Here is a 26,294-nt window from a genome sequence, read left to right as displayed (position 1 = left end):
CAAATTATTAATGCATATCTTAAGGCTTAGTAGAAATAAAATCAATTAAACTAATAAGTTAACATAAATAGATAATGTAATGTATCTTATTGTATTTATTCTGTTGCTTGCTTGAAAATAAAGTTTAAATTTATTTTAAAACTATAAAAAGCGTTTTATTTTAGAATAAATGTCGTTTATAGATAGGATAATAAAAACCTTTTTATGTCATAAAAATCGGATAGACATAAATAACAACTAGATAAGTTGTTTTGATTCATTAAAATTAATTATCAGAGATTATTAAGTGATAAGGAATTATTAAATAAAACGATTAAGCAAAAAAGTAAAATAAAAAATGCTTTGTATACTAACCATAATCTAATCAAAAAAAGAAGAGTGATGGATATAAATAACTCAGTGAAGAAAAACGAGACTAAAAGTGTATGTTTTTAGAACAAAAAAATAGAGCCTAGCTAAAAAACTAGGCTCTATCTTAGAATATGGCGGTGAGAGAGGGATTCGAACCCTCGATACGTTGCCGTATACACACTTTCCAGGCGTGCTCCTTCAGCCTCTCGGACATCTCACCGTATTGTTTGTTGGATATGTACTTAACATCTCTCAACGGGGCGCTACTATAGGGAAAAGGAGCATAAGCGTCAACAGCTAAATGCATTTTTCCTTTAACTTTTCTATTAAGCAGTCAAATAAAAAACAATATGCACAAATGCTAGACAAATTATACAGTAAACCAATACACGTATAGATTGGCGTATTGAAAAAAGAATGGATATTTTCGTTAACTGGTTAACATTCTCAACATTTTTATTAACAACTTATACAAAGAGACTTGAAATAAGAACGCAACCCTCGCACCCTATGATAAAAATGCTGGAGGAAGGCAAAATGAATATTATTTATTATCATCCTTTTTTTGACGCAGAAACATGGATCAACGGTATGAAGGCGCGTTTGCCTGATGCCAATATACGCATTTGGGAACCTAGCGATAATCAACCTGCTGATTACGCCATGGTTTGGCTTCCTCCTTATGAAATGCTTGCAAGTCGTAATCACCTTAAAGGTATTTTTGCGTTAGGGGCAGGTGTTGATGCTATTTTAAAACAAGAACAGCAAAAGCCCGGCACATTGCCAACAGGTGTTCCTGTTATGCGTTTAGAAGACACTGGTATGGGGCTTCAAATGCAAGAATATGCCATTGCTAAAGTGATGTATTACTTTCGCCGTATGGATGATTATAAACGCCAACAATCACAACGTTTATGGAAACAGCTTCCTGCACATTCTTATGATAATTTTGTGATTGGTGTTTTAGGTGCTGGCGCTTTAGGCGGTAGTGTCGCAACTAAACTTGCGGAATTAGGTTTTAAAGTTCGCAGTTGGAGTCGAAGTAAAAAACAGATCAACAATGTTGAAAGTTTTTATGGCAAAGAGCAACTCAGTAATTTTCTCAAAGAGTGTAATTTGCTGATTAACTTATTGCCTTATACGCCTGAAACGCATGGTATCTTGAATTTTTCACTCTTTGAGCAATTAAAACCGTCTTCTTATTTAATTAATCTTGCTCGAGGTGCGCATTTAGTCGATCAAGATTTATTAGAAGCCATAGATCAAGGCTATATTGCTGATGCAACACTTGATGTTTTTGCTCAGGAGCCTTTAGCGGGTATGCACCCATTCTGGACTCATCCTCGTATTTCTATTACGCCACATATTGCGGCTTTCACCATTCCGAATATTGCTATGGATACGATTGTTGAAAATATTCAGAGAATTGAAAATGGAGAAGCACCTTTTGGTGTTGTTGATATGAAGAGTGGTTACTAAGTCTATTTTATTTATATTTTAATTTTAGATAATAGGCAGCAAACTTTAGTTTGTTGCCTATTTTTTTGTCTGAGCTTTCAAAAAAAGTACTTTTTTTGATTATTATATAATGTCATAAAAATCTGGTTGTAAAAAGATATCGTTTGCAGATTATCTTATTAATTATTACCTCATGATTTGAATGTAATGAGGTCGACATGATTAATAAAATAAATGCGATACCCAGTAAATTAATGCCAATGGGTACTTTTTATGGGAAAAAAGAGAAACCTTCAATAAAAGGGCTAGCTAATAGTAATAGTACCTACCACAAAAATCATGATAAACAGAAAAGAGGAAAGCAATTTAGCTTAAATAATGCTAATAACTATGTATATTTAGGATCAACAAATACACCTTTATTTAATAATATGGGGATCACACTTTCAGATGATGGTTCCTTAATTTTAATTAAAGGTAAAACACATGACTTATTTACAGGATTATATCAAAAACACTTTAAAGGAGGGTTTAAATATAATGTTTTTAATATAGAATCTCAAAGTGGTGATAATATGAAGTTCAAAGAGCTTTATGTTGATCCTAATGGTTTTTTGATTGGAAATAAATATAGCAATATAGATAATAGTAGTGACCTTTATAAAATTAAATTTAACAGAGTCGAAAATGAATATAGTTTAAATGATGTCTCATCAAATACTATTGGGAGTAGCTTTATCGTTGAGTATGAAAAATATATAGTTGACGATAACCTAAAGCCAGAATTATCAAGTATAAATAATATTGCGGAATCAAAAGAGAATAATATATTAAAAATTAATCGTGAAGGTCTAAATATTACAATTGAAGTTAAAGATAACCAACTTTTTACATCTGGATTGCCTGCGATATTAAAATCAATAGATGATCAAACTGACAGTGCTAAAACTGAACATGATATTAAAATTGAAAAGCATAAAATAAAAATTCCATTAAAGAATACAGATAAAATATTAGCAATAAAACCAATATTAAATCAAATCCAACTCGTTGTGGATAAAGGTAATAAAATAAAAATATACTACCTTGACCCTTTGAATATTTTTGCGGTTAAAGATTATCAGTATGAGGTTACTCGTTTAAAACAGGAGCCACCTTTATCATTTTACTCAATGGTAGGTGAGAATAATTATAATAATTATCATTCTGGGCAGCCATTTTCTACTCAAACAATAGGTAATTTCAGTAGCCAACATATTCCTTTTTTCTCTTCTTTTATTGATAATTCTAGATTACATATTAGTAAAGCTAAAGAGCAATATGCATTAAAAAAATATAAAGCAATGATGAAAAATATTGCAAAAGCTGTTGATCCTGGTTTTAGAGGATTATTTTGTAATATAAAACAGCTTATTAATTCTTCAACCTCTGCATATAACAGCAAGCCAATGGCATTATATGGTATTAAAGAAAATATAGGAAAAAGCTATGATGTGTTAAATCGTATAGTTAAAGGTGTCAAAAATGGTGTAACACAAGGTGATGTGATTTATTCATTAGTAAAAGACCTTAAAGAGAAAGAAAATATTACAATTAACCACCATAATGATGTTAAAGCTTTTTTTGGTATTAATGCTTTTCAACTGCCAAATAATATAGGGATTAACGCCTTTCTATTAGCTTCTTATGTAAAGTCGCACTCTATCACATTATCAAAAAGTGAAGATAATAAGATCACTTTTTCTTTTATTAATAATAATAAGAATCTTTTTGTTGCAGGCTTATCTGCGGGTATTGGTGGGTATGAAAAAAGATGGGATTTAGAAAATGTTGACTATGGCTTTGTTACTCCAGTCATGGCAAGTGCTTTATTAAGTGCCACTTATACTAAAAAATCTAATTTTTCATTTAGCCTTGATATTAATAATATTTCAGAATTTATTAATCAAGGGTTAAATCAAAGTGAAAATGAATTAATCGATAAATCTACCCTTGAAATTGATCAAGGCATAAGTATCTCAATGGGAGTTGAGGGAAGAAGTGACGTGAGTTTTGATGTTGATGTCATGGTTAATCCCAATATGGAACTAACCGTGCCCAGAAATGCTATTGGTATAAACTTTATTTTCAATTTATTAAAGTTAAATTTAAATATTAATAAATTTATCGATTATGGTAAAACAGATATTACAAAAAAAACAAAAAGACTTGATCTCAACTTATTAGAACTTGGTGTTGATATTTATCGTGATTTGAAGTTTACGCCTTCTACAACGAATGCTGATAATGTTATTCAGTGGTATCCATTAACGTCCGTAAAAGATTTCGAATTAATGGTGAAAAAAAGAATAAATAGCTTATTAAGTTTTACACTTTTTAAAAGCGAAAAATTAATAAGCGCAGAAAAATTGGATCAAGATAAAAAAGATATAAAAGGAATTTATAAAAAAGTATTAAAAATAAATAGATTATTAGAAAAATATCCAGAGGGATATCATCTTTCTAATAGTATATCTAAATTGGATAGCATCTATTTAAATTTATCATCAGATAAAAAAGCAATTAATAAATTAAAAGATGATAGTAATAAAAAATCTATTACTGTTCTATCTCAAAGTAAAGAAGATATTTTTCAGGATCAAATAACAAAAGAAAATAGACAATATAACATTGATCGTTTTTTATCCTCATTAAAGGAAAGAAAAGAGACATTGTCTTCTCAAACAAAAGATAATATGAATGAAAAATTTAAGCCTTATTTTACAGCAAATTATCAGCTAAATAGACAGGGGCGCTCACTGCGTTCTGATTTACAAAATGAAATAAATCAATTTGTTGAAGAGAGTAGAAATTCTGAACAGATTGATTTAAATAAAATCAAAGAAAAACTGGATGATTTATATACTAGATATAAACAGCAGTTTACTCAGGTTGAATATCAAATTGCCTCTACAGATATTATGTCTGTTAGTGAGCTTTCGTACAAAAAGAAGACATTGCCGACAGGGTTTGTGCGATTAGGAAATAAAAAAGCGATTATACATACTCAAGTTAAAGGGAATATTAATTATATTTATAATGAAGATGAAGAGCGAATGGATAAAATATCAACTAGTTATTATTACTAAGTAAATCATTCATTTTGTTTATTATTAGTGTAATGTAACTTATAAAATCACCCTTGAAAAAATGAGGGTTTGAAAAAGATAAGCAGTGTTAAGTTTTGTTTGATCTATTATTTTTGATTTTTATGAGATTTATCTCTAATTAATTGATGTTATCGAAAAGATAAGTTTATTAAATTGTCATTTTGCTTAACTTGGTGATATAAGGTAGTTTCCCATGTTTATCAGACAATATACTTAATGAATATAGCAGAACTTCTTGAGCAAATAGCAGAGAAAGGATGGTGTGTATGGGATGATTTCCTCACACCAGAGGCTGTTCAACAATTGCGCGCTTGTTTTGATGGCAATGCACAACAAGCGCGTATTGGTCGTCATGAGAATCGACTTGCAGAAACAACAATTCGAAGTGATAAAATACGTTGGCTAGAACCTGAAATGGGAATACCCGTTCAGCATTACTTAATGCAAATGGAGTCTATTCAGCGTGCCGTTAACCGAGAGTTTTATTTAGGTCTTTTTGAATACGAAGCACATTTTGCCTGTTATGAGAAAGGCGCTTTTTATAAAAAACACCTCGATGCATTTAAAGAAAATGTCACTCGCCGTTTAACTACCGTGTTGTATCTTAATGAGGCTTGGACAAAAGAAGACGGTGGTGAGTTAGTTATTTATGATTTGGAAGATAAAGAACTGGCAACTGTGGCACCAAAGGGTGGGCGTTTGGTTGTTTTTCTTTCGGAGCAGTTTCCTCATGAAGTCCTTCCTACTAATAAAGAGAGAGTCAGTATTGCTGGTTGGTTTAGAGTAAATGGCGTGCGAGATAACTTTTTAGATATCGCCAGCTAATTAATTGGCAAAATAATTGCTGTTGGAAAATAGCATGGGATTAGGCGCGTTTCTTATATTAAGTAAAAGACTTAATAATAAGAGCGCGCTTTTCTGTTTTAAGTGATTAGAGATAGTAAGATTAATATTAACAATAAAAGAGATATGACGAAAAAAGTTGATTTTCTTACTATTAAAAGCACAATAACGCCAAACTTTATAGGGTAAAAATAAAATGAATGAGTTTTCGATTGTTTGTCGTCTTTTAGGTACATTATTTCAACGTGAACCCAATGATCCAATCTTAGCGCCAATTATAAAAATGATTAGTGAAGGGAAACTGAGTCAGCTGTGGCCATTAGAGCAAGATGAACTCTTTAATACGTTAAAAAATAGCGTCAAAGATTTGGCTATTGTTGAAGCTGATTATCAATCTCTTTTTGGTGGTGAAGCACCAACGGTGTCTGTTTATGCCCATGATTATGAAGAGATCAAAGAAGACGATATTCGCCAATTCTTAGTCACAAGAGGGATGCCTGTTGCTGAAAGTGCAACAGACAGTTTTGGCGCTTTATTGCTTGCTGCTTCATGGCTTGAAGATAACTCTGCGGAAGATGAAGTATTAGCACAAATACAATTATTTGATGAATACCTGCTACCTTGGGCTGGAACATTTTTAGGTAAAGTAGAAGCTCATACAACAAGTGGTTTTTATCGCACATTAGCAGGTATTGCGCGTGGTGCATTATCAGCATTACGCGAAGAACTCTCTGATGATGAAGATAGTGATGAGATAGATGCAGAGTAATATAAATATTTCTTTGTAAAAGTATTTTATTATTCATAAAAAAGGCAAACCATTAGGTTTGCCTTTCTCATTAATCACGATAAATATTTTTAATCAACTCGCGTAACTATTAGAGTTGGATCACAAATTTACCTGGTTTAACTTCAATTCCTTTAGCCAGTTTAAACGCGGCTGCTTCAGCACTGTTTTTTTCTGGATTAAGAACATAAACAGGTTGATTATCAAAGTAAGTTGCGATGGTTGTCTCTAAATAAGGTTTTAATGCTACAACCACTGCATCCATTTTTTCTGGAGAGACTTTGTAACTATCAATAGCCATTGATTTTATGTATATCGCTCCTTTATCAGCTTGATAAGAAGGTTGGCCTGATAACGTAAGCTCAACTTTAGCGTTTGTCTTGCCAAAGAATGAATTAATTGTTAGGTCGGTTGTACCAGAAAGACTAATTTTACCCGGTTCAGTACGACCAATTTGAATGGAAAGATTGCTCAATTTAATATCAGCGGATACAACTTCATCTTCACCAATATGTTTCTGGAGATTTATTTTTTGGCTGATATAGTCATTAATAAGATTTTCACTTACATCAAATTGCTTGAGCTGATCACACCCTGTGACTAAGCTTGTTAATACTAATATAGCTGTTAGAAAAATTACTTTCATAAACACTCCTTGATCATTGATAACTAAGAGTTTACCCGATCTTTAGGGAGTAAGCATGGCTGTTTCTATTTTTTTACGATTAAATTGGCGATGTAATGCATAAAGTGTTATTAAACCTACGGTTCCTAGTAAGAACCAAGGCAATTCAGGCATATCAAATTGATTACCTAAATCATACATCCATCCACCACCGGTATATCCAATTGCACCACCAAATGCTAAGCCTAATCGGCTAAAGCCCATATAACTACCACGAGCGCGAGGATCAGCAAGTGATGCACTTAATGTTTCGCGAGCAGGCTCTGCGGTAATAGTACCAAGATAGAACAGGCCAATAATCAAGAAGATGCTTTGTAATGAATGGATCATACCAACAGGGAACATGCTGATGCTCATTAAAAATAAGCCCGCCATTAAACGTTGTTCTAATTTAAAGCGTTTCTCACTCCAGCGCGCAATAGGATAAAGCAATGTTAAAGAAAGCAGGGCTTCAATAGCATACATCCATTTTACGGCAGTTGGCGTACCCGCAATATCATTGACGATAATAGGAAACATCAACATGACTTGAACGGATAATACAAAATAACCTGTCAGCGTTAAGACATAACTGACAAAGCGTTTATCAAGAAATACGCGTTTTAATCCTTCTTTAATTGGTGTTCGGGTTGTGGATATACGGTAAGCGGGTAATAACCAAGCATTAAATAAGGCGGCGATAACAAAAACACCAGCACCGACCCAGCAGACTAAATGAAAATCATACTGTAATAACCAGCTACCGATGAGTGCACCAATAACGGCACCGGCGCTATCTTGCATTAATAATAAAGAGTAAAAACGACCGCGTTCATAAGGACGGGTTAATTTGATAACTAGCGCTGTGCGAGGTGGATCAAATAAAGTCCCACCTAATGCAGATAAAATGCAAGATAACCAAAGTATCCAAGGTTGATCTGCCATTGCCATTAAAGCAAAACCTGAAGCTCGTAATAACATGCCTGTTATTATCATTGGTTTTGCACCAAAACGGTCTGCAATAGCACCACCAAAAATACCAAGGCCTTGTTGTACTAATTGTCTAAGCCCTAAAGCAAAGCCGACAATAACACCAGCCCAACCTAATTGTTCGACGAAACGAATAGAAATAAGCGGAAAAACGACGAAAAAACCTAAGACAACTAACATATTGTCAACGAGGAGAAAGTATTTACCCAAAGTACGGGCTTGTGTTACCAGCGCCATTACTCACCATCAATAAGCAAATAATTTAAATAAAATAAGGGGGGAATGAAATAATTTATTTCTTCGACTATTCTGTCTCTAAATGTACATAATTCCTAGTAAATTAAAGATGATATTTTTTTATTAAGGTTAGTGGCAGAATAAGAAGAGTTGCTTCAGAATTAGGCTTATTTATATCAAAGGATAATGAGATCGTAATGTTTGGTTATCGTGGCGGAATTCCTAAAATTCGTTTTGAAACACAAAGAATGGTAATTCGTTTAGCATATGAGAGAGATGCTGAAAGACTGGCCGATTATTATACATTAAATCGTCGCTTTTTAATTCCGTGGGAACCCGTAAGAGATAAAACACATTACCTACCCTCTGGTTGGGAACACCGCTTACAATATATGAACGAACTGCACCGACAAGAAAGTGCTTTTCATTTTCTGCTATTAACACAAAATGAAGATGAAATTATTGGTGTTGCTAATTACAGCAATGTTATGCGCGGCGCTTTTAATGCCTGCTTTCTGGGGTATTCAGTGGGTGAAAAATGGCAAGGTCAGGGCTATATGTCGGAAGCCTTAACGGAAACACTTCGTTATATGCAACGACAGCAAGGGATGCATCGTATTATGGCGAATTATATGCCTCATAATTTACGCAGTGGAAACCTATTAGCTAAACATGGTTTTGAACGGGAAGGGTACGCCAAAAACTATCTACAAATTAATCAAGAGTGGCGAGATCACGTATTAACTGCATTAACAACGCGAACTTATTTTAAACGTTAATATTGGTCATCATGGAAGAAAAGCACTGTTTATAATTATATTAAAAATGCCTTATGTCAGTGCTTTTAGCCACTCTTTAATGATAATAGAGATATTTAATAGGTCATTAAGTCGGTTTTTTTCAACATATAGTACCAATGTTGAATATGGAAAATAGACTGTGTTAAGCGTGATGATTCCTCTTTTTCAATATAAAACCCATTCTTTTGATACAAATAAAGTGCACCTTCATGATGAATATCGACATAAAGTGATAAAAACGCTTTTCTCAGAACATCTTTACTATATTGGGTTATCCAATCAAGTATAGCGTAAGCAATACCATGTCCTTGATATGATGATAAAACGGCAATATGAGCCAAATAAGCCTCATTTTCATTTGGTATATAATCAAATAAAGAAAAGAAAATCTTTTGCTTAATATAATGAGCGATACCAAAACGCCAATGATCCAAGAAAGGTGTTTTAATAAAGGGATTTGAAATAAAGTCGTTTTCTTTTATCACCACACAAAATGTTGCAATTATCTTTCCATCATCAGTGACAACAAATTGTTGGCTATTTTTTTTACATGCTAATGAATTCCAAATAGCCTCTAATTGCCGACGTTGGTTAGGATTAGTGCTATCAATATTAAATGCGTTCAATTTAAAACGAAATGCTTGTGCAAATAATTGAATAATTTCAGGAGTATCTGAAGGTTCTGCAACACGAAGCTGATAGTGTTCATTAAGTAATTGCATGATATCGTTACTCTGCAATAATAGGGTTAACTTTTTAGACTGTTTAGTCTAGTTAATTGTAGACTAATCAGTCTAATTTATTTTGTCCAGAGATTTTTAATGTTATGAACAAGACTGTTACTGAAAAACAAAAAGCGAAAATGAAGCATATTATTGATGCTGCAATACGCTGCTTTGCTGTAAAAGGTTTTCACTCCACATCAACAGCAGAAATTTGTCATGAAGCAGGTATGAGCCCTGGGAATGTATTTCATTACTTTCCGAATAAGAATTCGATTATTGAGGCGATTGCATTAGAAGATGCACAACTGTTTGACGATATCTTTTGTCGCTATGAAGCCGAAGAAGAGTGTATTCAAGCAATCATCGATTTAATGAAGGAAATTATAGCGCTTTATAATCACCCCGAATATGCGCGCATTAGTATTGAAATTTTTGCTGAAGCATCGCGTAATGCGAGCATTCACGAGATTTTTATTGAAAATGAAAGAAACAACAAACAGCGTTTGATTGCGATGCTGAAAAACGGTATTAAAAAAGGGCAGATAGATTCAACACTTGAGCCAGAGAAAATTGCAACATGGCTGTTAGTCATCGCAGATGGCTCTATGGGAAGAAATATTATCGATCCTGAATTTAATGAGGGTGAGGATCACGTTATGTTGGAATCGATGTTGAGAAAAATGCTGACAAAGCCATAAATAGCTATTTTTTAATCGCTTGGATTAGTCGAAGATAAGCAGAGTCAGCATATTCTTAGCTAATTGAAGATTGATTTTTCGATGTTAGAGACGGAGTATAGTCCCTTTCTTTTTATTCCATTCAACAAAAATTAGAATGACTTTATGAATTTACTTAAATCACTTGCTGCGGTGAGTTCTATGACCTTATTTTCACGGGTACTGGGATTTATTCGTGATGCAATTATTGCGCGTATTTTTGGCGCAGGTATGGCAACAGATGCCTTTTTTGTTGCTTTTAAATTGCCAAACTTATTGCGGCGTATTTTTGCAGAAGGGGCATTTTCTCAAGCATTTGTTCCAATCTTGGCAGAATATAAAAATCAGCAAGGTGAGGAGGCAACGCGTACCTTTATTGCTTACGTTTCGGGTATGCTGACGCTTATTTTAGCCGTGGTCACCGTGATTGGTATTATTGCTGCGCCTTGGGTGATTTATGTTACAGCACCGGGTTTTAGTAGTTCACCTGATAAATTTCAATTAACGACCGATCTATTACGGATCACCTTTCCTTATATTTTTCTTATTTCACTGGCTTCATTGACGGGCTCTATTTTAAATACTTGGAATCGTTTTTCAGTACCCGCTTTTGCACCAACGCTACTCAATGTCAGCATGATCTTTTTCGCTTTAGTGGTCGCACCTTATTGTAATCCTCCTATTATGGCATTGGCGTGGGCGGTTGTTGCTGGGGGAATATTACAACTGGGTTATCAATTACCGCATTTGAAAAAAATCGGTATGCTTGTTTTGCCACGTATTTCATTTAAAAATAGCGGTGTTTGGCGCGTGATGAAGCTGATGGGACCTGCTATTTTAGGGGTTTCGGTTAGCCAAATATCGTTAATTATCAATACTATTTTTGCTTCCTTCTTAGTCTCTGGTTCAGTTTCTTGGATGTATTACGCAGATCGTTTGATGGAACTACCGACAGGGGTATTAGGCGTTGCATTAGGTACAATCTTACTTCCTTCATTATCTAAGAGTTTTGCCAGTGGTAATACTGAAGAATATAGAAAATTAATGGATTGGGGATTAAGACTGTGCTTCTTATTAGCACTGCCTTGTACTATTGGTTTAGCGATATTATCTGGGCCTTTAACAGCGTCTTTATTCCAGTATGGTAATTTCAATGCTCATGATGCACTAATGACACAACAAGCGCTAATCGCTTACTGTGTTGGGTTAATGGGACTGATTATCATAAAAATCTTAGCACCAGGGTTTTATTCTCGTCAGGATATTAAAACACCAGTAAAAATTGCGATTGCGACATTAATTCTCACACAATTAATGAACCTTGCATTCATTGGTAGCTTGAAACATGTGGGGCTTGCACTTTCAATAGGTATTGCGGCTTGTTTTAATGCCTCTATGTTGTTTTGGCAGATCCGTAAGAAAAATATCTATCAGCCTTTGGCTGGCTGGCCAGTGTTCTTATTAAAACTTGTTATTGCGCTTGCCGTAATGGGGGCAGTATTAGTTGGAATGTTGTGGATCATGCCAAGTTGGGATACTGGCAATATGCTAATGCGCATCTTACGCTTGTTGTTAGTTGTAGTAGCTGGAGCAGGAAGTTATTTTGTTGCGCTGTATGCACTAGGGTTTAGACCTCGCCATTTCTCACTACGTGCTTTATAACTGATAACATGGACTCCTCGTTTTTGTATAAAAGCGAGGAGTTGCAAAATTAACAATATTTTTATCAATGTAATTCTCTTCATTTAGATCCTTTCTCTATTTTTAGACTATTTATAATGTTATATAGATCACACTTCTCGCATTTAGTTACGCGGATCTGGCTACCCTTAAAAAGAAAAAATAGTGAGAAAAAAAGCAAAAATCTTTTTTCTCACTATTTTTTTTATTAAATTTTTTTTCCAATTTCTAAATGATTTATACAGTTTTTCGGCATCTGAAAGTGTTTTTTAATCGTTATTGATAAGTTTATCTAAACATTAATCATATCGAATATCTTTAGACAATTTGTTTACTAGCAGTGGGATTCTACATAAAGTAAAAAAATAGACACTATATTCTAAGCACTTACGGTTTGACGAATTATCTTTTTTTAGATAAACTCTCTTATGTCGTATAGGTTTAAAAATTGACACATCTGTTAAATATTTCTTACTTAATGATGAGATATTGCAAATATTTCAAAATATTGCAGTATATTTTAAAACATTTAATTTTTTTGATTTAAGACATATTATTATTTCTTTATTCAGGTAGATTAACCGTGACTGTAAAGTTATTTGCTTGTTATCGTTCAGTACTACTGAAAGTGATCATATCTATTTTGTCTGCGCTTCAAATAGGTAACACGATTGCTGGGGATAAGCAGTAAACAATAAGTCGCGTGAATAATGAAATTAATGCTAAATCTATTATTAATAGATAATTAGATTACTGAAAATTCAGTATGGTACACTAATTATTATTTTCATTTATCCGCCGTTGTTTTCTGTTTTTCCCTCTCTTTTCTAGTCCTTCTCAATATCTCTTATTTTTTTATTAATAGCTCAATAACTCAAATATTTCTCTATTTATTCGTTATACTCAAAGCAGTTATAAATCATTAGGTATTTCTAGTTTAAAGACCACTAAATAATCACTGCGTGATTTTTGGTAAAAATAAAAATAAGAGTGTCAAGGAGCTACTATGAAAAAAGCAATTATCATTTCTGTATCACTAGCTACGTTATTTCTTGCAGGTTGTACTGCTGACGGAAAAATTAATACCTCAAGACTCACTCCAGTTAACTGTATTGGCGTATTCGACAAAACTAATGAGAAGCTTGCTTTCACCGCTAAAGACGTCAATGACCGCTTATACAGCCCTAGTAAGCCAATAGACAGTGTCGATGGTTGGATTGAGGTAAAAGATATTAGAGGGCTATTGTGTCAGGATGTTATAACTGCTAACGAAGATTAATGATTAAATAGCATTGGAAGTTTTATTAAACCATTGTTTGTAATGTTTTTAGCTATCTTGAATTAAAATTTAACGCATAATAAAAAACCGATGGTTAATACCATCGGTTTTTTTATCACTACTATTTGAAAATAGAGATAAATTACATTCTATCTACTGTTTCAATACCTAAAGTATCCAAACCTTGTTTTAAGGTTCTTGCGGTTAAACGAGCTAGTTTTAGACGACTTTGGCGAGTGTTTTCATCTTCAGCAGATAAGATAGGGCAGTTTTCATAAAAGCCAGAGAAAGCTTGTGCCAGATCGTAAAGATAAGCACACATAACGTGAGGCGTTCCTTCACGAGAAACTTGCATAATCGTCTCATCAAACTGGACTAAACGTAATGCAAGCTGTCTTTCATGAGATTGGGTTAGTGCGATAGGTTGCGTTAACGCATTTTCATCAATTTCTGCACGTTTGAAGATTGAAGCAACACGAGTATAAGCATATTGCATATACGGTGCTGTGTTACCTTCAAAACTTAACATCAGATCCCAATCAAAGATGTAATCTGTGGTACGGTTTTTAGATAAATCAGCGTATTTAACAGCACCAATACCCACAACGCGAGCAACATTATTTAATTCGTCTTTATCCATATCTGGATTTTTTTCAGCGATTAATGCGCGGGCTCTTTCTTGAGCTTCGTCCAGCAAGTCGGTTAAACGAATAGTGCCGCCAGAACGAGTTTTAAACGGACGACCATCTTTACCTAACATCATACCGAACATATGGTGTTCGAGTGACATTGAATCAGGGATGTAGCCTGCTTTACGAACGATTGTCCAAGCTTGCATTAAATGCTGGTGCTGACGAGAGTCGATATAATAAAGCACACGGTCAGCATGTAATGTATCGTGACGGTATTTTGCACAAGCAATATCTGTCGTTGTATATAGGTAGCCACCGTCTTTTTTCTGAACGATAACACCCATAGGTTCGCCTTCCTTGTTTTTATATTCGTCAAGGAAAACAACCGTTGCGCCTTCACTTTCTACTGCAAGACCTTTTGCTTTTAAATCGGCAACAATACCTGCCAACATTGGGTTATAAAGACTTTCACCCATAATGTCGTCTTCGGTTAATGTGACGTTAAGACGTTGATAAGTCACTTGGTTTTGTTGCATGGTGATATCAACTAATTTACGCCACATTGTACGGCAGTATTCATCACCACTTTGTAATTTCACAACGTAATTACGGGCACGCTCTGCGAATACTTCATCTTCATCATAGTGTTTTTTCGCTTCACGATAGAACTCTTCGAGATCAGATAACGCCATATCAGCGGCATTTTCATTCTGTTTTTTTTCTAAATACGCAATCAACATACCAAATTGCGTACCCCAATCACCAAGGTGATTAGCACGAATAACATTATGACCTAAGAAAGATAAAGTACGCGCACTTGCATCACCAATAATGGTTGAGCGTAAGTGACCAACGTGCATCTGTTTTGCAACGTTCGGAGATGAATAGTCGATAACAATAGTTTGAGGTTCGACGGGTGTTACGTTCAGATGTTCATCTGCTAATGCGTCTTCAGCTTGCTTTGCAACCCATTGTGGAGATAAAAAGATATTGATGAAACCTGGGCCTGCGATTTCAACTTTATCTGCAACATCTGTAATATCGAGCTTTTCTAGGATCTTTTCTGCGAGTTGTCGGGGTGGGATCCCCATTTTTTTTGCAGCTCCCATGACACCATTTGCCTGATAGTCACCAAATTGTACTTTGGCTGACTGACGGACAAGAGGTTCGCTATCAGCGGGTGCGCCAGCAGCACACATTGCCACACTGATTTTTTCTGAAAGAAAAGCCTGAATATTCACCGGGTTACCTTAAATTATTGAGAAAATAAAACCTGACGACAAAAGTCTGACAGGTTTCTTATAAAGAATTAGGATTAACCTTGAATTTATAACATATTCCGGCTAGAACATGCTACCATCTAGGCCTTATCTTTAAGGTTTTTTCTCTGTTTTTTCATTAAGGTTATTCAAAATGGTGTTATTTTCTTCAATTCCTCAATTAAATGATTTAACTCACGAGCTTTCTTTGTTTGAAGAAAATATGACACTATTTGTCAATAGTTTGGGCATAGATTTATCCATCTATCACACTGATCACGTATCGTTACGTTGTCACGATTTAGCATTAGCGGAGCAGTGGCGAACAGGATTAAGCCAGTGTGGAAAGTGTATTTCTGATAATGTGATTAATGGGCGTCCAATATATCTATTTCAATTAGAAATACCGCTAACTATTCTAAATCAATCTGTTTCGATTGTTGAATTGCCTTTTCCCACAAATAAAAAATATGAATACCAAGGTTGGGAGCATATTGAGCAAGTGATCTCCGTTGAACCCGCTTTTTTAGTGGATAAAGTGATGTCTTTTTTACCCCAAACGTTACCTGAGAGTGTTAGCCTAAAAATCAGCGAACCTAAAGGTGAGAAAGAACGTTTACCCAATCCAACGGTGGCTATTTCTAATGGAAAAGTCACAGTGAAGTATCATCCTTATTCGTTACTTGAAATCGTTGAAAGTGAGTGTTGTTCGACACTTTCAGAAAATAGTTTGCTTGTGTCAGCACAAAATTCTGATGGCAGAATTGAATGAATTACAAGATTCGACAACTATTGTTAGTAATCGCTAAGAAATGATATTTATTTTCTGATTACTTTCTTTATTAAGGATGGAGAGGGATGATATGGCTACATTGGAGATTTGTTGTTTTGGCGCTGAATGTGCGTTGGTAGCAGAACGAGCAGGCGCAGACAGAATAGAGCTGTGCACGAGTCCAGCAGAAGGTGGTATTACACCAAGCTTTGGAATGCTACGACAAGTCAGGGATCTGGTTCGTATTCCCGTTCATCCTATCGTTCGCCCGCGTGGTGGTGATTTTTGTTATACACAAGCTGATTTTTCAGCAATGAAAAATGATATTAGTTTGATCCGTGATATGGGATTTTCAGGTGCCGTTGTTGGTCTTTTAAATGAAGAAGGGCATATTGATTTGCCTAAAATGGAAATTTTAATGGAGCTTGCAGGTCCATTAGCCATTACTTTTCATCGTGCTTTTGATATGTGCATTAATCCATTATTAGCGCTAGAACAACTGACTCAGCTAGGTGTTGCTCGTATTTTAACCTCAGGACAGCAGGCGAATGCAGAATTAGGTTTGCCATTATTACGCACGTTAAATGAAAAAACACAAGGCCCTATAATTATGGCGGGCGCTGGTGTAAGACTCAGCAATATCCAAAAATTCCTAGATGCAGGATTGAAAGAAATTCATAGCTCAGCAGGAAAAGTGGCACCTTCAACCATGATTTATCGAAAAGCGGGGGTAACTATGAGCTCTGACAGTGAGGTTGATGAGTTTACGCATTACTGTGTGGATGAAGATACAGTTGAAGCGATGAAAGATATTATGAGTATTTATGCGCCATTAGCATCTTGATTGATACGGATTAAATATTTTAAAACTGCGCCTTTTATGGCGCAGTTTTTTTATATAAGTTCGCCTAATAACAGCGTATGTGTAATACCACAGCGTTCAACAAAGGCTTCATCATGCGAAACCAGTAACAATGTGCCTTGATATTCAACAAGTAGATTTTCCAATAGTTGTTTGGATTCGATATCAAGGTGATTATCTGGCTCATCAAGTAATAATACTGCTGGTGGTTTTGGGCTGTGTGTTAAAGCCAATAACGTTGCTTTTAATTGCTCGCCACCACTGAGTTTTTCAAGTGGTAGTAAAGATTTATCACCTCTAATTCTCAACATTCCAAGACGAGTTCGCCATTGCTCGACAGAAATCGCGGGTTGATATTGGTGTAGTGCTTGTGCAACTGGCAATGTTTTATCAAGTAAAGCAAGATGTTGGTCAAGGTAACAATAGTCTTTGTTGAGACGAAACTCACCAGAAAGTGGTACAAATTGTTCGATCAAGCATTTTAGTAATGTTGATTTTCCACAGCCATTTTTACCTTTAATATGCCAATGCTCATTGCCGTAAGCTGAAAATGAAATAGGGTGCTGATAACCATATGGAAGTTGAAGATTATTAACAAATACATTTAAACGATGGCCATCACTTTGATAATTCAATACCATTTTTTGCTGATGAACATGTGCTTTTTCCTCATCGATATCTTGCTTTTGAGATTGCATATCATCAATTACGCGTTGATGTCGTTTTGCTACGGCAGATTGGCGTTGTTCTGCTCTGTTTTTTTGCATATCCAGTAAAAGTAGGCACTGAGAGCCACTTTGCCTAATTGATTCGCCTTGTCGTTTCCGTTGCGCTGTTTTTTGCAATGTTGCTTGTTGCTGGCGTTTCTCATTTTTAATTTGGCTGTTTAGTCGATCACTTGCGGCTTCCAATGATGTTATTTCCGCACTTTTTTGTGCCTCATATAACGTATAATTTCCACCATATTCTGATAAGCCTTTCTCACTTAACTCAAGAATGGTATCAGCATACGAAAGCAGGTTTCGATTGTGGCTAACAATAAGAGAGCCAGCTTTGTGCTGAGCTAATTGTTTTATTAGCCATTGTTGTCCTTGATAATCAAGATGGTTATCTGGCTCATCTAACAGTAGAAAGCTCTCTTCACATAAAAAAGCGCGACAAAGTGCTAAACGTGTTTGTTCTCCACCACTTAGATGCGCAATAGGGGTATCTAATGCGACGGGAAGTTGTGCTGAATCTAATAAATTCTGCCACATGACAGGGAGTTGCCATTTGCCATCGAGTAACTCAATATCTTCTAATGTGGCAATACCGTCATCAACGCGTTGGAATGCTTGATAAATTTCATGAACATCTAACGCTTGAGCAAGTGTATCACCCTGTAATCGCGTTAATTGATCAACGTGAACAAAAGGCATATTCCAATTAATTTGACCCGAAGTCGGTAATATTTTTTGTGCTAATAATCTTAATAGTACAGACTTTCCTTTACCGTTATGGCCAATTAATGCATTTTGCTGACAAGTCAGTGAGCGAGTTAATGGTGGAAAAAGAGCTTGTTGATTAAATTCGACAGTAAGTTGTGAAAAATGACTGGCTATTGTCATCATCGACCTCCTAAGAGAAATAGGTGGCAGACAGCCGAGATCTTTTTTCTAGATGCGACGAAATAAATTATTGTCTGCCAGTAACAGAAAATGAATACCTAAAAGGTATTTGAAATAATTTTCTGGCAGAATTTAGTTCATCGTAGGGAAGTGCCTTCTTAAAAAGAGAAATAATTGGAGTGATAACGCGCGTATTTAAACATGAATAAAGATAAACAACAAGCGCCGAATAAGGTTATCTTTGTGTGGTTCTTATTTTATGTGCTTTTATTCTAAACATTATACGTTTATAAATCGATGATATATTAATATAGGCAATGCAAGCTAAAGGAATACCGTAGAATAATGTGCCGTAAGCCATACCAATATGTGGAACATTAAAATAATCGCTGTGCTGTGGAATTAAATAGAGATAGTTAATTTCATTTAAATATTGGGGCGTTAATCCACCGTAAGGGACTAGAAACTTAAAAATCATGACAGAAAAAAGGCACAGCATAAAATTTAAAACTAATAGTGCAGAATAGAATAAATTCTTTCCCATTTCTTCTTTAGTTTTCACTTGATAACCACTGATAATTCGATTAGCAACAATTACAGCATAAAGCCAAATAATCAGGTTTTCATCACCCATAATCATACTATTGATAATAAGAGCAAATATCCCATAAAAAGGAATAAGAGCAAAAACAAGCTTAGTACGAGCAAATGCAGCCATAAAAACACCTGAATGCACGAGAATAAATTCAAATAAAAATAAAGCGGTTAGATTATAAATTGTTTGAACTGAGAAATGTTCAGGAAACCACCAAACGGTAATAATAAAAGCGATATATAAAAGTTGTGTGGCATAGTCAAATAATGAAAAAAAGAGTTGTACCCCTTGTTGTAATGGAGTTAGTGGAGGGCGTTTTGCTGATGTGGTTTCTATAAAGGACGAAAAAATAGGATCATCATATTGCTGACGCTTATTTTTTTGCAAAAGAGCGTGTTGTTTTTTTTGTGTTATTTCCTTTTGGGTAGCAACTTTGCTCTTTGGTGTCTTTGCCATAATTTTCTTTAATCGTTCATCTGCAAATAAGGGGCGTATAAAGTGTCTTTAATAAAAAACAAGATGAATATTATGAAAGAAAGGGATATTTAATAACTTGATATCCCTTTAAATTTAGATAAAAAATTAAGGCTTAGTGGCAATTAATATGGCACGTTTTGGTGCGGGATAACCTTCAACAGTTTTTGTTTTATCATCAGCATCTAAAAAAGCATCTAATGAATCTGTTACCATCCAATCTGTTTTACGTTGCTCATCAAGTGATGTCGTATTTTCATCAACAATACGCACATCTTTAAAACCACATTTTTCTAGCCAAACCTTTAGCATTTTTGCAGATGGAATAAAGTACACGTTACGCATTTGTGCATAACGCTCACCAGGGATCAGGCATTGAAATTCATCACCATCAACAACAAGGCTTTCTAACACTAATTCGCCACCAGAAACTAATTGGTTTTTTAATTGCCATAAATGATCAAGTGGTGAACGGCGATGATAAAGTACACCCATTGAGAATACAGTATCGAAGGCATTTAATTCTGGCATTTGCTCAATACCAACAGGAATTAAATGTGCGCGTTGGTCATTACCTAATAATTTTCTGACAGCTTCAAATTGGCATAAGAAAAGTTGAGTAGGATCGATCCCTACAACAAATTCTGCGCCTTCACCTAACATCCGCCACATATGATAGCCACTGCCACAACCCACATCTAATACTAAACGGCCTTCAAGCGGTGAAAGATGGGGTAAAACACGATCCCATTTCCAATCAGAGCGCCATTCTGTATCGATATTGACGCCATAAAGTGAAAATGGACCTTTACGCCACGGCATTAAATTTTTTAAAACGTTACTTAATCCTAGTTGCTCGCCAGCACTTAATGCTGGAGTGTGTTGAGCAATCACACCATTTTTCAAATCAATCTCAGTAGGCGTAATTTCTGGCAAACCATCGAGCATTCTTTCCCAAGAAGAAAAGTGACCGTGTAACGCATTTGATCGCCATTCTGATAATTGAGCCGGTAATGTATCTAACCAATGAAATAAGCGCTCATCTTGCGCAATAAGTTGATAAAACGAGCCAAAATTAATCATTAATTATTGCCTTTAATCGCTAAAAGAGAGCCGAAATTAAAACATTGGAACCAAACTTCTGTATGTGGAAAACCTGCATTATGTAAGCGAGCTTTATGCGTTTCAACAGAATCGGTCAGCATAACATTTTCTAACATGCTACGTTTTTGGCTAATTTCTAATTCGCTGTAACCGTTAGCACGTTTGAAATCATGGTGCATATTAAACAACAACTCACCAATTTCTTTATCTTCAAAACTGAATTTTTCAGAAAGCACTAACACGCCACCGGGATTAAGACCTTGGTAAATTCGGTTTAATAATATTTGGCGATCGTTCGGCGCTAAGAATTGTAAGGTGAAATTAAGCACTACCATTGAGGCATTATTAATTTCGATATCAAGAATATCACCTTCAATAATATCAACGGGTGTATCTGCTTTATAGGCATCAATATGGCGCTGACAGCGTTCTACCATGGCAGGTGAATTATCAACACCAATAATTTTACAGCCAGCAGCATCAATATTACGACGCATGGAAAGGGTTGCTGCACCTAAAGAACAGCCTAAATCATAGACTTGGCTATTGGGCGTAACAAAGCGACCTGCAAGCATACCAATCATGGAGATGATATTAGAATAACCTGGTACTGAGCGTTTTATCATATCAGGAAACACTTCAGCGACTTTTTCATCAAAGCGCCAGTCACCAAGGTTAGCAATAGGTGTCGCAAATAAGCTGTCTTGTTGTGATGATTTTGAATTCGACATAACTAAAATAGGTTTAAGGAATAAAAGAAGCAAGCATTCTACCAGAAGCGACGGTGCTCACAAAGTTGCATTATTTAGAAAGAAATTGGAAAAAATAAATAAACCTTTTTGATACCTTGCCGTTATTAGACACAACAGCAAGGATGTCGGTTTTGATCATGGATGATCATGTTATTCCCGCGAGGACTTAGTAATAAAAGGAAAAGATTTGTATCCAAGGAAGGAAATAAATATTAGCAATGATCATCAATACCATCGATAAATAAGTGGCTGCCATACCTGAACGGCGCCAGCGAAGTTCACGGTGTTTTAATCCATAAGAGTGTAAAAAGCGACCTGCGATTAAAATTGAGCCACAGATGTGCACCATCCAAACAAAAGCACCATTCATTTCCATGACCAGTAATAAGATCATGGAAATCGGAATATATTCTACCGCATTGCCGTGAACACGGATGGCTGTTTGTAATTCATAAAAGCCACCATCGCCATAAGCAACCCGATATTGTGTTCTGAGTTTTACGACATTGAGGGACAATTTAATCAATAATAGTGCGCCCAGTACGATGTAAAGCGAGCTAACCATCTTTTCTCCATTGCCAAAGCCAAAAAACGGCGAATTTAATGATAAACCTCAAAGCGACTTCTGTCGCTATAAATAATTATTATTAATTAATTGTTTGGGGATTAGCAAATCCTTGAAAAGATGTATCATATAAACTAGGTCTATACTCTTATCTCCAGGAAGAATTTTCGTTATAATGTCTGCCTTTTTTTTGACACTACTCGAAAAAGACTATTGCCAAAATTTCCGCAGCAGAAAGCACAACAAGCTGAGTAAAAGGATATTGTATGCGTACTAATTATTGTGGGCAGTTGAATAGCGCCCATGTGGGCCAAAAAGTGACTCTTTGTGGTTGGGTTAACCGTCGCCGTGACTTAGGTGGACTTATCTTTATTGATATGCGAGATCGCGAAGGTATTGTTCAAGTCTTCTTTGACCCAGAGCAGAAAGAGGCATTTTCTCAGGCTTCAGAACTGCGTAATGAATTTTGTATTCAAGTCACAGGAACAGTACGCGCTCGTCCTGATAGCCAAGTTAATAAAAATATGGCAACAGGTGAAATTGAGTTAGCGGCAGAATCTCTGTCTATTTTTAACCGTTCAGAGCCATTACCGTTAGATAGCAATCAAACAAATACCGAAGAGCGTCGTTTAACATATCGTTATTTAGACCTGCGTCGCCCTGAAATGTCAGATCGCTTAAAAACCCGTGCTAAAATCACAAGCTTTGTTCGCCGTTTTATGGATGGTGAAGGTTTCCTTGATGTTGAAACCCCTATGCTGACTAAAGCGACACCAGAAGGTGCGCGTGACTATTTAGTGCCAAGTCGTGTACATAAAGGTAAATTCTACGCATTACCTCAATCACCACAGCTTTTTAAACAGCTGTTAATGATGTCTGGCTTTGATCGTTACTATCAAATCGTAAAATGCTTCCGCGATGAAGACTTACGTGCTGACCGTCAGCCTGAATTTACCCAGATCGATGTTGAAACCTCTTTCATGAGTGCAGATCAAGTGCGCGAAGTGATGGAGCGTATGATCCATGCATTATGGTTAGATATTCTTAATGTCGATTTAGGTGCGTTCCCAGTAATGACTTTTGCTGAAGCAATGCGTCGTTATGGTTCAGACAAACCAGATTTACGTAACCCAATGGAACTTAAAGACATCGCTGATTTAGTCAAAGATGTTGAGTTTAGCGTATTTGCACAAGCTGCCAACGATGAAAAATGCCGTGTTATCGCATTGCGTGTACCGGGTGGTGCAGCATTAACCCGTAAAAATATTGACGAATATACACAGTTTGTTGGTATTTACGGCGCTAAAGGTCTTGCGTGGATGAAAGTCAACGAAAGCGCGAAAGGCATTGAAGGTGTACAAAGCCCTATCGCTAAATTCCTGACTAACGATGTTGTTAAGGCTATTTTGGAAACAACTGGCGCAACAGATGGCGATTTAATCTTCTTTGGTGCGGGTCGTAAAGGCACAATGAGTGATGCGATGGGCGCTCTGCGTCTAAAAGTCGGTCGTGATCTTGAACTGACTGATTTAAATGCATGGAAACCATTGTGGGTCATCGACTTCCCAATGTTTGAAGAAGATGAAGAAACTGGTAGCTTAAGTGCGATGCACCATCCATTTACTTCACCAAAAGACTTATCACCAGCTGAATTGACTGCACATCCGGTAGGTGCTGTGGCAAATGCTTATGATATGGTGATTAATGGTTATGAAGTGGGTGGCGGTTCAGTGCGTATTCACCGTAATGAAATGCAGCAAGCGGTATTTAGCATTTTAGGTATTACACCGAATGAGCAACAAGAGAAATTTGGTTTCTTATTAGATGCACTTAAATTTGGTACTCCACCACATGCAGGTTTAGCATTTGGTTTAGACCGTTTAGTGATGTTGTTGACAGGTACTGATAACATCCGTGATGTTATTGCTTTCCCTAAAACAACAGCCGCTGCGTGTTTAATGACTAATGCACCAAGCTTTGCTAATGAAGATTCTTTAAAAGAGTTAGCGATTGCAGTCACTCAAAAAGAAGTTAGCGAAGATAAAGAGTAAATGATGAAATATAAGCGCCCGATATCCGTTTTAGTTGTTATTTATGCAAAAAAGACCAAACGGGTGCTTATGCTAAAGCGTCGAGATGATCCTGATTTCTGGCAATCTGTGACTGGCAGTTTAGAAGAGGGTGAAACGCCTTTTCAAACGGCGTTGCGTGAAGTGCAAGAAGAAGTTGGAATTGATATCATAAAAGAAAATCTTGAGCTGGTGGATTGCCATCGCTCAATTCTTTTTGAAATTTTTGCACATTTTCGGCATCGTTATGCACCAGATGTTACTCATTGTCAGGAACATTGGTTTACGTTAGCACTGCCCGCAGAGCGAGATATTGTGCTAACTGAGCATTCGCAATACCAATGGTTAGACGCGTCACTGGCGGCAAAATTAACAAAATCCGCCAGTAATCAGCAAGCGATTGAAGAATTTGTTATTTAATGATTAGACCACGTTTGGAGATATTTCATGGCAGGTCATAGTAAATGGGCCAATACAAAACACCGTAAAGCAGCGCAAGATGCGAAACGCGGTAAAATTTTCACTAAAATCATCCGTGAACTAGTTACAGCAGCACGTTTAGGTGGTGGTGATCCTGCAACTAACCCGCGTTTACGTGCGGCAGTTGATAAAGCATTATCGAACAACATGACTCGTGACACCTTAAATCGTGCAATTGCACGAGGTGTGGGTAATGATGAAAACGATAATATGGAAACCATCATTTATGAAGGCTATGGCCCAGCAGGTACTGCTGTGATGGTTGAATGCTTAAGTGATAATCGTAACCGTACTGTTTCCGATGTTCGCCATGCATTTACCAAAACAGGTGGTAACTTAGGAACTGATGGTTCTGTATCTTATCTGTTTACCAAAAAAGGTGTAATTTCATACGCACCAGGTGTTGATGAAGATGCCGTTATGGAAGCTGCGTTAGAAGCAGGTGCTGACGACGTTGAAACCTTTGATGATGGCGCTATTGATGTTTACACTACACCAGAATCTTTTGGTGAAGTAAAAGATGCAATGGATGCAGCAGGTTTTGTTGCTGAATCAGCAGAAGTTTCAATGATCCCATCGACTAAAGCTGAATTAGATATTGAAACTGCACCAAAATTAATGCGTCTTATCGATATGTTAGAAGACAGTGATGACGTGCAAGAAGTATATCACAACGGTGATATCTCAGACGAAGTTGCAAAACAACTGGAAGATATCCTGTAATCGTTCTAACGATTATCGAAAATAACGGTGTTTAACGCTGTTATTAAAAGTGCGAAGAGAAGAGCAGAGCAGATTTTTTTGCTCTTTTCTCTCGCCATCGACCATATCGGCAACAGGAATTGATATGGCTATCATTCTAGGTATAGACCCCGGTTCGCGTGTTACAGGCTATGGCGTAATTCGACAGCAAGGGCGTCAACTTATCTATTTGGGAAGCGGTTGTATTCGTACACAAGTTCCCGATCTCCCCAATCGACTTAAGCGCATTTATGCTGGTGTTAGCGAAATTATTACTCAGTTTTCGCCGGATGTGTTTGCCGTTGAACAAGTGTTTATGGCTAAAAATGCTGACTCCGCATTAAAACTGGGGCAAGCGCGAGGTGTAGCGATACTCGCAGCCGTAAACAATGATTTACCTGTTTTTGAATATGCGGCTCGCCAAGTTAAACAAACCGTTGTGGGTACGGGTGCCGCTGAAAAAAGCCAAGTACAACATATGGTGCGCTCAATACTAAAACTATCTGCGGCACCACAATCAGATGCTGCTGATGCTTTGGCGATTGCTATCACGCATTGTCATTTTAACCAAAATTTATTACGTGTGGGTGATCCTCGATTAGTGTTAACACGAGGTCGGTTAAGATAAGTTGTTATCTTGGTAAATGTCTTTGGTTTTTTACAGGCTGGATATACGTCCAGCTTTTTTTATGTTATAAACTTG

General features: G+C 36.1%; 23 protein-coding genes and 1 tRNA gene. 14 read left to right on the top strand and 10 right to left on the bottom strand.

What is annotated here, in order from left to right; genetic code table 11:
* Positions 1-483: 483 nt before the first annotated feature.
* A tRNA-Ser gene (locus JEP71_RS02150) sits at positions 484-571 on the bottom strand.
* Between the two features lie 317 nt (positions 572-888).
* Here JEP71_RS02150 and ghrA point away from each other — a divergent pair.
* The 4 genes from ghrA (at position 889) to JEP71_RS02130 (ending at position 6,570) form a co-directional block, all read left to right on the top strand.
* Positions 889-1,830 (top strand): glyoxylate/hydroxypyruvate reductase GhrA, encoded by a 942-nt coding sequence (gene ghrA, locus JEP71_RS02145; protein ID WP_198625679.1) that lies wholly within the window; start codon positions 889-891, stop codon positions 1,828-1,830.
* Positions 1,831-2,027: 197 nt separating this feature from the next.
* On the top strand, positions 2,028-4,937 hold the full coding sequence (locus JEP71_RS02140) for a hypothetical protein (protein ID WP_198625678.1): 2,910 nt from the start codon (positions 2,028-2,030) through the stop codon (positions 4,935-4,937).
* Between the two features lie 237 nt (positions 4,938-5,174).
* Positions 5,175-5,783 (top strand): 2OG-Fe(II) oxygenase, encoded by a 609-nt coding sequence (locus JEP71_RS02135; protein WP_198619978.1) that lies wholly within the window; start codon positions 5,175-5,177, stop codon positions 5,781-5,783.
* A gap of 214 nt (positions 5,784-5,997) precedes the next feature.
* On the top strand, positions 5,998-6,570 hold the full coding sequence (locus tag JEP71_RS02130; protein WP_198625677.1) for a TorD/DmsD family molecular chaperone: 573 nt from the start codon (positions 5,998-6,000) through the stop codon (positions 6,568-6,570).
* A 109-nt stretch (positions 6,571-6,679) separates the two neighbouring features.
* Here the strand turns inward: JEP71_RS02130 and JEP71_RS02125 are convergent, their stop codons facing one another.
* Entirely contained in the window at positions 6,680-7,234 is a 555-nt protein-coding gene (locus JEP71_RS02125; RefSeq protein WP_198619980.1) for a lipoprotein, read from the bottom strand.
* 42 nt (positions 7,235-7,276) lie between these two features.
* Complete coding sequence (gene mdtH, locus JEP71_RS02120) at positions 7,277-8,479, bottom strand: multidrug efflux MFS transporter MdtH (RefSeq protein WP_198619981.1); 1,203 nt, start codon at positions 8,477-8,479, stop codon at positions 7,277-7,279.
* A gap of 197 nt (positions 8,480-8,676) precedes the next feature.
* Between mdtH and rimJ the strand changes: the two genes are divergently transcribed.
* The gene (gene rimJ / locus JEP71_RS02115; RefSeq protein WP_109372222.1) at positions 8,677-9,258 is read left to right on the top strand and encodes a ribosomal protein S5-alanine N-acetyltransferase; all 582 of its coding nucleotides are present in this window, start codon (positions 8,677-8,679) and stop codon (positions 9,256-9,258) included.
* A 95-nt stretch (positions 9,259-9,353) separates the two neighbouring features.
* On the opposite strand, the gene JEP71_RS02110 is transcribed toward rimJ, so the two are convergent.
* Entirely contained in the window at positions 9,354-10,001 is a 648-nt protein-coding gene (locus JEP71_RS02110; protein WP_198619982.1) for a GNAT family N-acetyltransferase, read from the bottom strand.
* Between the two features lie 104 nt (positions 10,002-10,105).
* Between JEP71_RS02110 and JEP71_RS02105 the strand changes: the two genes are divergently transcribed.
* From JEP71_RS02105 to JEP71_RS02095, 3 genes are all read left to right on the top strand, one after another.
* Positions 10,106-10,702 carry a TetR/AcrR family transcriptional regulator gene (locus JEP71_RS02105; RefSeq protein WP_196532607.1) on the top strand — a complete coding sequence of 199 codons (597 nt, stop codon included), beginning with the start codon at positions 10,106-10,108 and terminating at the stop codon, positions 10,700-10,702.
* Positions 10,703-10,846: 144 nt separating this feature from the next.
* A complete protein-coding gene (gene murJ / locus JEP71_RS02100) occupies positions 10,847-12,382 on the top strand; it encodes a murein biosynthesis integral membrane protein MurJ (protein ID WP_198619983.1) in 1,536 nt (511 codons plus the stop codon).
* Between the two features lie 1,024 nt (positions 12,383-13,406).
* Positions 13,407-13,679, top strand: coding sequence for a hypothetical protein (locus JEP71_RS02095; RefSeq protein WP_198619984.1), 273 nt, complete (start codon positions 13,407-13,409; stop codon positions 13,677-13,679).
* Positions 13,680-13,821: 142 nt separating this feature from the next.
* Here JEP71_RS02095 and argS read toward each other — a convergent pair whose 3' ends face one another.
* Positions 13,822-15,552, bottom strand: a complete 1,731-nt coding sequence (gene argS, locus JEP71_RS02090; RefSeq protein ID WP_198619985.1) for an arginine--tRNA ligase — start codon at positions 15,550-15,552, stop codon at positions 13,822-13,824.
* 172 nt (positions 15,553-15,724) lie between these two features.
* Here argS and JEP71_RS02085 point away from each other — a divergent pair, with 172 nt between their 5' ends.
* Both JEP71_RS02085 and cutC read left to right on the top strand, forming a co-directional pair.
* Positions 15,725-16,342, top strand: a complete 618-nt coding sequence (locus JEP71_RS02085; protein WP_198625676.1) for a VOC family protein — start codon at positions 15,725-15,727, stop codon at positions 16,340-16,342.
* 91 nt (positions 16,343-16,433) lie between these two features.
* On the top strand, positions 16,434-17,186 hold the full coding sequence (gene cutC, locus JEP71_RS02080) for a copper homeostasis protein CutC (protein ID WP_109372229.1): 753 nt from the start codon (positions 16,434-16,436) through the stop codon (positions 17,184-17,186).
* A 50-nt stretch (positions 17,187-17,236) separates the two neighbouring features.
* Here the strand turns inward: cutC and JEP71_RS02075 are convergent, their stop codons facing one another.
* From JEP71_RS02075 to JEP71_RS02055, 5 genes are all read right to left on the bottom strand, one after another.
* The gene (locus JEP71_RS02075) at positions 17,237-18,811 is read right to left on the bottom strand and encodes an ATP-binding cassette domain-containing protein (RefSeq protein ID WP_198625675.1); all 1,575 of its coding nucleotides are present in this window, start codon (positions 18,809-18,811) and stop codon (positions 17,237-17,239) included.
* A gap of 235 nt (positions 18,812-19,046) precedes the next feature.
* The gene (locus JEP71_RS02070) at positions 19,047-19,862 is read right to left on the bottom strand and encodes a hypothetical protein (RefSeq protein ID WP_198625674.1); all 816 of its coding nucleotides are present in this window, start codon (positions 19,860-19,862) and stop codon (positions 19,047-19,049) included.
* A gap of 126 nt (positions 19,863-19,988) precedes the next feature.
* A complete protein-coding gene (gene cmoB, locus JEP71_RS02065; protein WP_109372232.1) occupies positions 19,989-20,963 on the bottom strand; it encodes a tRNA 5-methoxyuridine(34)/uridine 5-oxyacetic acid(34) synthase CmoB in 975 nt (324 codons plus the stop codon).
* Positions 20,963-21,715, bottom strand: a complete 753-nt coding sequence (gene cmoA / locus JEP71_RS02060; RefSeq protein ID WP_198625673.1) for a carboxy-S-adenosyl-L-methionine synthase CmoA — start codon at positions 21,713-21,715, stop codon at positions 20,963-20,965. The genes cmoB and cmoA overlap by 1 nt, the downstream gene beginning before the upstream one ends.
* 187 nt (positions 21,716-21,902) lie before the next feature.
* A complete protein-coding gene (locus JEP71_RS02055; RefSeq protein ID WP_023582071.1) occupies positions 21,903-22,301 on the bottom strand; it encodes an MAPEG family protein in 399 nt (132 codons plus the stop codon).
* Positions 22,302-22,567: 266 nt separating this feature from the next.
* Here JEP71_RS02055 and aspS point away from each other — a divergent pair, with 266 nt between their 5' ends.
* The 4 genes from aspS to ruvC all read left to right on the top strand — a co-directional run bounded on the left by aspS (position 22,568) and on the right by ruvC (position 26,219).
* Positions 22,568-24,352 carry an aspartate--tRNA ligase gene (gene aspS, locus JEP71_RS02050; RefSeq protein ID WP_198625672.1) on the top strand — a complete coding sequence of 595 codons (1,785 nt, stop codon included), beginning with the start codon at positions 22,568-22,570 and terminating at the stop codon, positions 24,350-24,352.
* Between the two features lie 3 nt (positions 24,353-24,355).
* Positions 24,356-24,790: a dihydroneopterin triphosphate diphosphatase gene (gene nudB / locus JEP71_RS02045; protein WP_196532615.1), complete on the top strand. Its 435-nt coding sequence runs from the start codon at positions 24,356-24,358 to the stop codon at positions 24,788-24,790.
* Between the two features lie 27 nt (positions 24,791-24,817).
* Positions 24,818-25,573, top strand: a complete 756-nt coding sequence (locus JEP71_RS02040) for a YebC/PmpR family DNA-binding transcriptional regulator (protein WP_023582074.1) — start codon at positions 24,818-24,820, stop codon at positions 25,571-25,573.
* 124 nt (positions 25,574-25,697) lie between these two features.
* On the top strand, positions 25,698-26,219 hold the full coding sequence (ruvC, locus tag JEP71_RS02035; protein ID WP_006536599.1) for a crossover junction endodeoxyribonuclease RuvC: 522 nt from the start codon (positions 25,698-25,700) through the stop codon (positions 26,217-26,219).
* Positions 26,220-26,294 lie beyond the last annotated feature (75 nt).

Origin of the sequence: Proteus sp. PR00224 (assembly GCF_016238105.1) — a bacterium.
In the GTDB taxonomy this organism is placed as follows: Bacteria; Pseudomonadota; Gammaproteobacteria; order Enterobacterales; family Enterobacteriaceae; genus Proteus.
This window is presented reverse-complemented; position numbering and strand designations above follow the sequence as displayed.

What these genes read in the sequence shown, in the direction of transcription:
- nudB (WP_196532615.1), top strand. Translation starts at nt 24,356, where the DNA reads ATGAAATATAAGCGCCCGATATCCGTTTTAGTTGTTATTTATGCAAAA.
- JEP71_RS02085 (WP_198625676.1), top strand. Translation starts at nt 15,725, where the DNA reads ATGGTGTTATTTTCTTCAATTCCTCAATTAAATGATTTAACTCACGAG.
- mdtH (WP_198619981.1), bottom strand. Translation starts at nt 8,479, where the DNA reads ATGGCGCTGGTAACACAAGCCCGTACTTTGGGTAAATACTTTCTCCTC.
- JEP71_RS02130 (WP_198625677.1), top strand. Translation starts at nt 5,998, where the DNA reads ATGAATGAGTTTTCGATTGTTTGTCGTCTTTTAGGTACATTATTTCAA.
- JEP71_RS02055 (WP_023582071.1), bottom strand. Translation starts at nt 22,301, where the DNA reads ATGGTTAGCTCGCTTTACATCGTACTGGGCGCACTATTATTGATTAAA.
- JEP71_RS02070 (WP_198625674.1), bottom strand. Translation starts at nt 19,862, where the DNA reads ATGGCAAAGACACCAAAGAGCAAAGTTGCTACCCAAAAGGAAATAACA.
- JEP71_RS02110 (WP_198619982.1), bottom strand. Translation starts at nt 10,001, where the DNA reads ATGCAATTACTTAATGAACACTATCAGCTTCGTGTTGCAGAACCTTCA.
- JEP71_RS02140 (WP_198625678.1), top strand. Translation starts at nt 2,028, where the DNA reads ATGATTAATAAAATAAATGCGATACCCAGTAAATTAATGCCAATGGGT.
- JEP71_RS02075 (WP_198625675.1), bottom strand. Translation starts at nt 18,811, where the DNA reads ATGACAATAGCCAGTCATTTTTCACAACTTACTGTCGAATTTAATCAA.
- aspS (WP_198625672.1), top strand. Translation starts at nt 22,568, where the DNA reads ATGCGTACTAATTATTGTGGGCAGTTGAATAGCGCCCATGTGGGCCAA.
- cutC (WP_109372229.1), top strand. Translation starts at nt 16,434, where the DNA reads ATGGCTACATTGGAGATTTGTTGTTTTGGCGCTGAATGTGCGTTGGTA.
- ghrA (WP_198625679.1), top strand. Translation starts at nt 889, where the DNA reads ATGAATATTATTTATTATCATCCTTTTTTTGACGCAGAAACATGGATC.
- rimJ (WP_109372222.1), top strand. Translation starts at nt 8,677, where the DNA reads ATGTTTGGTTATCGTGGCGGAATTCCTAAAATTCGTTTTGAAACACAA.
- JEP71_RS02135 (WP_198619978.1), top strand. Translation starts at nt 5,175, where the DNA reads ATGAATATAGCAGAACTTCTTGAGCAAATAGCAGAGAAAGGATGGTGT.
- cmoA (WP_198625673.1), bottom strand. Translation starts at nt 21,715, where the DNA reads ATGTCGAATTCAAAATCATCACAACAAGACAGCTTATTTGCGACACCT.
- JEP71_RS02125 (WP_198619980.1), bottom strand. Translation starts at nt 7,234, where the DNA reads ATGAAAGTAATTTTTCTAACAGCTATATTAGTATTAACAAGCTTAGTC.
- JEP71_RS02105 (WP_196532607.1), top strand. Translation starts at nt 10,106, where the DNA reads ATGAACAAGACTGTTACTGAAAAACAAAAAGCGAAAATGAAGCATATT.
- murJ (WP_198619983.1), top strand. Translation starts at nt 10,847, where the DNA reads ATGAATTTACTTAAATCACTTGCTGCGGTGAGTTCTATGACCTTATTT.
- JEP71_RS02040 (WP_023582074.1), top strand. Translation starts at nt 24,818, where the DNA reads ATGGCAGGTCATAGTAAATGGGCCAATACAAAACACCGTAAAGCAGCG.
- cmoB (WP_109372232.1), bottom strand. Translation starts at nt 20,963, where the DNA reads ATGATTAATTTTGGCTCGTTTTATCAACTTATTGCGCAAGATGAGCGC.
- ruvC (WP_006536599.1), top strand. Translation starts at nt 25,698, where the DNA reads ATGGCTATCATTCTAGGTATAGACCCCGGTTCGCGTGTTACAGGCTAT.
- JEP71_RS02095 (WP_198619984.1), top strand. Translation starts at nt 13,407, where the DNA reads ATGAAAAAAGCAATTATCATTTCTGTATCACTAGCTACGTTATTTCTT.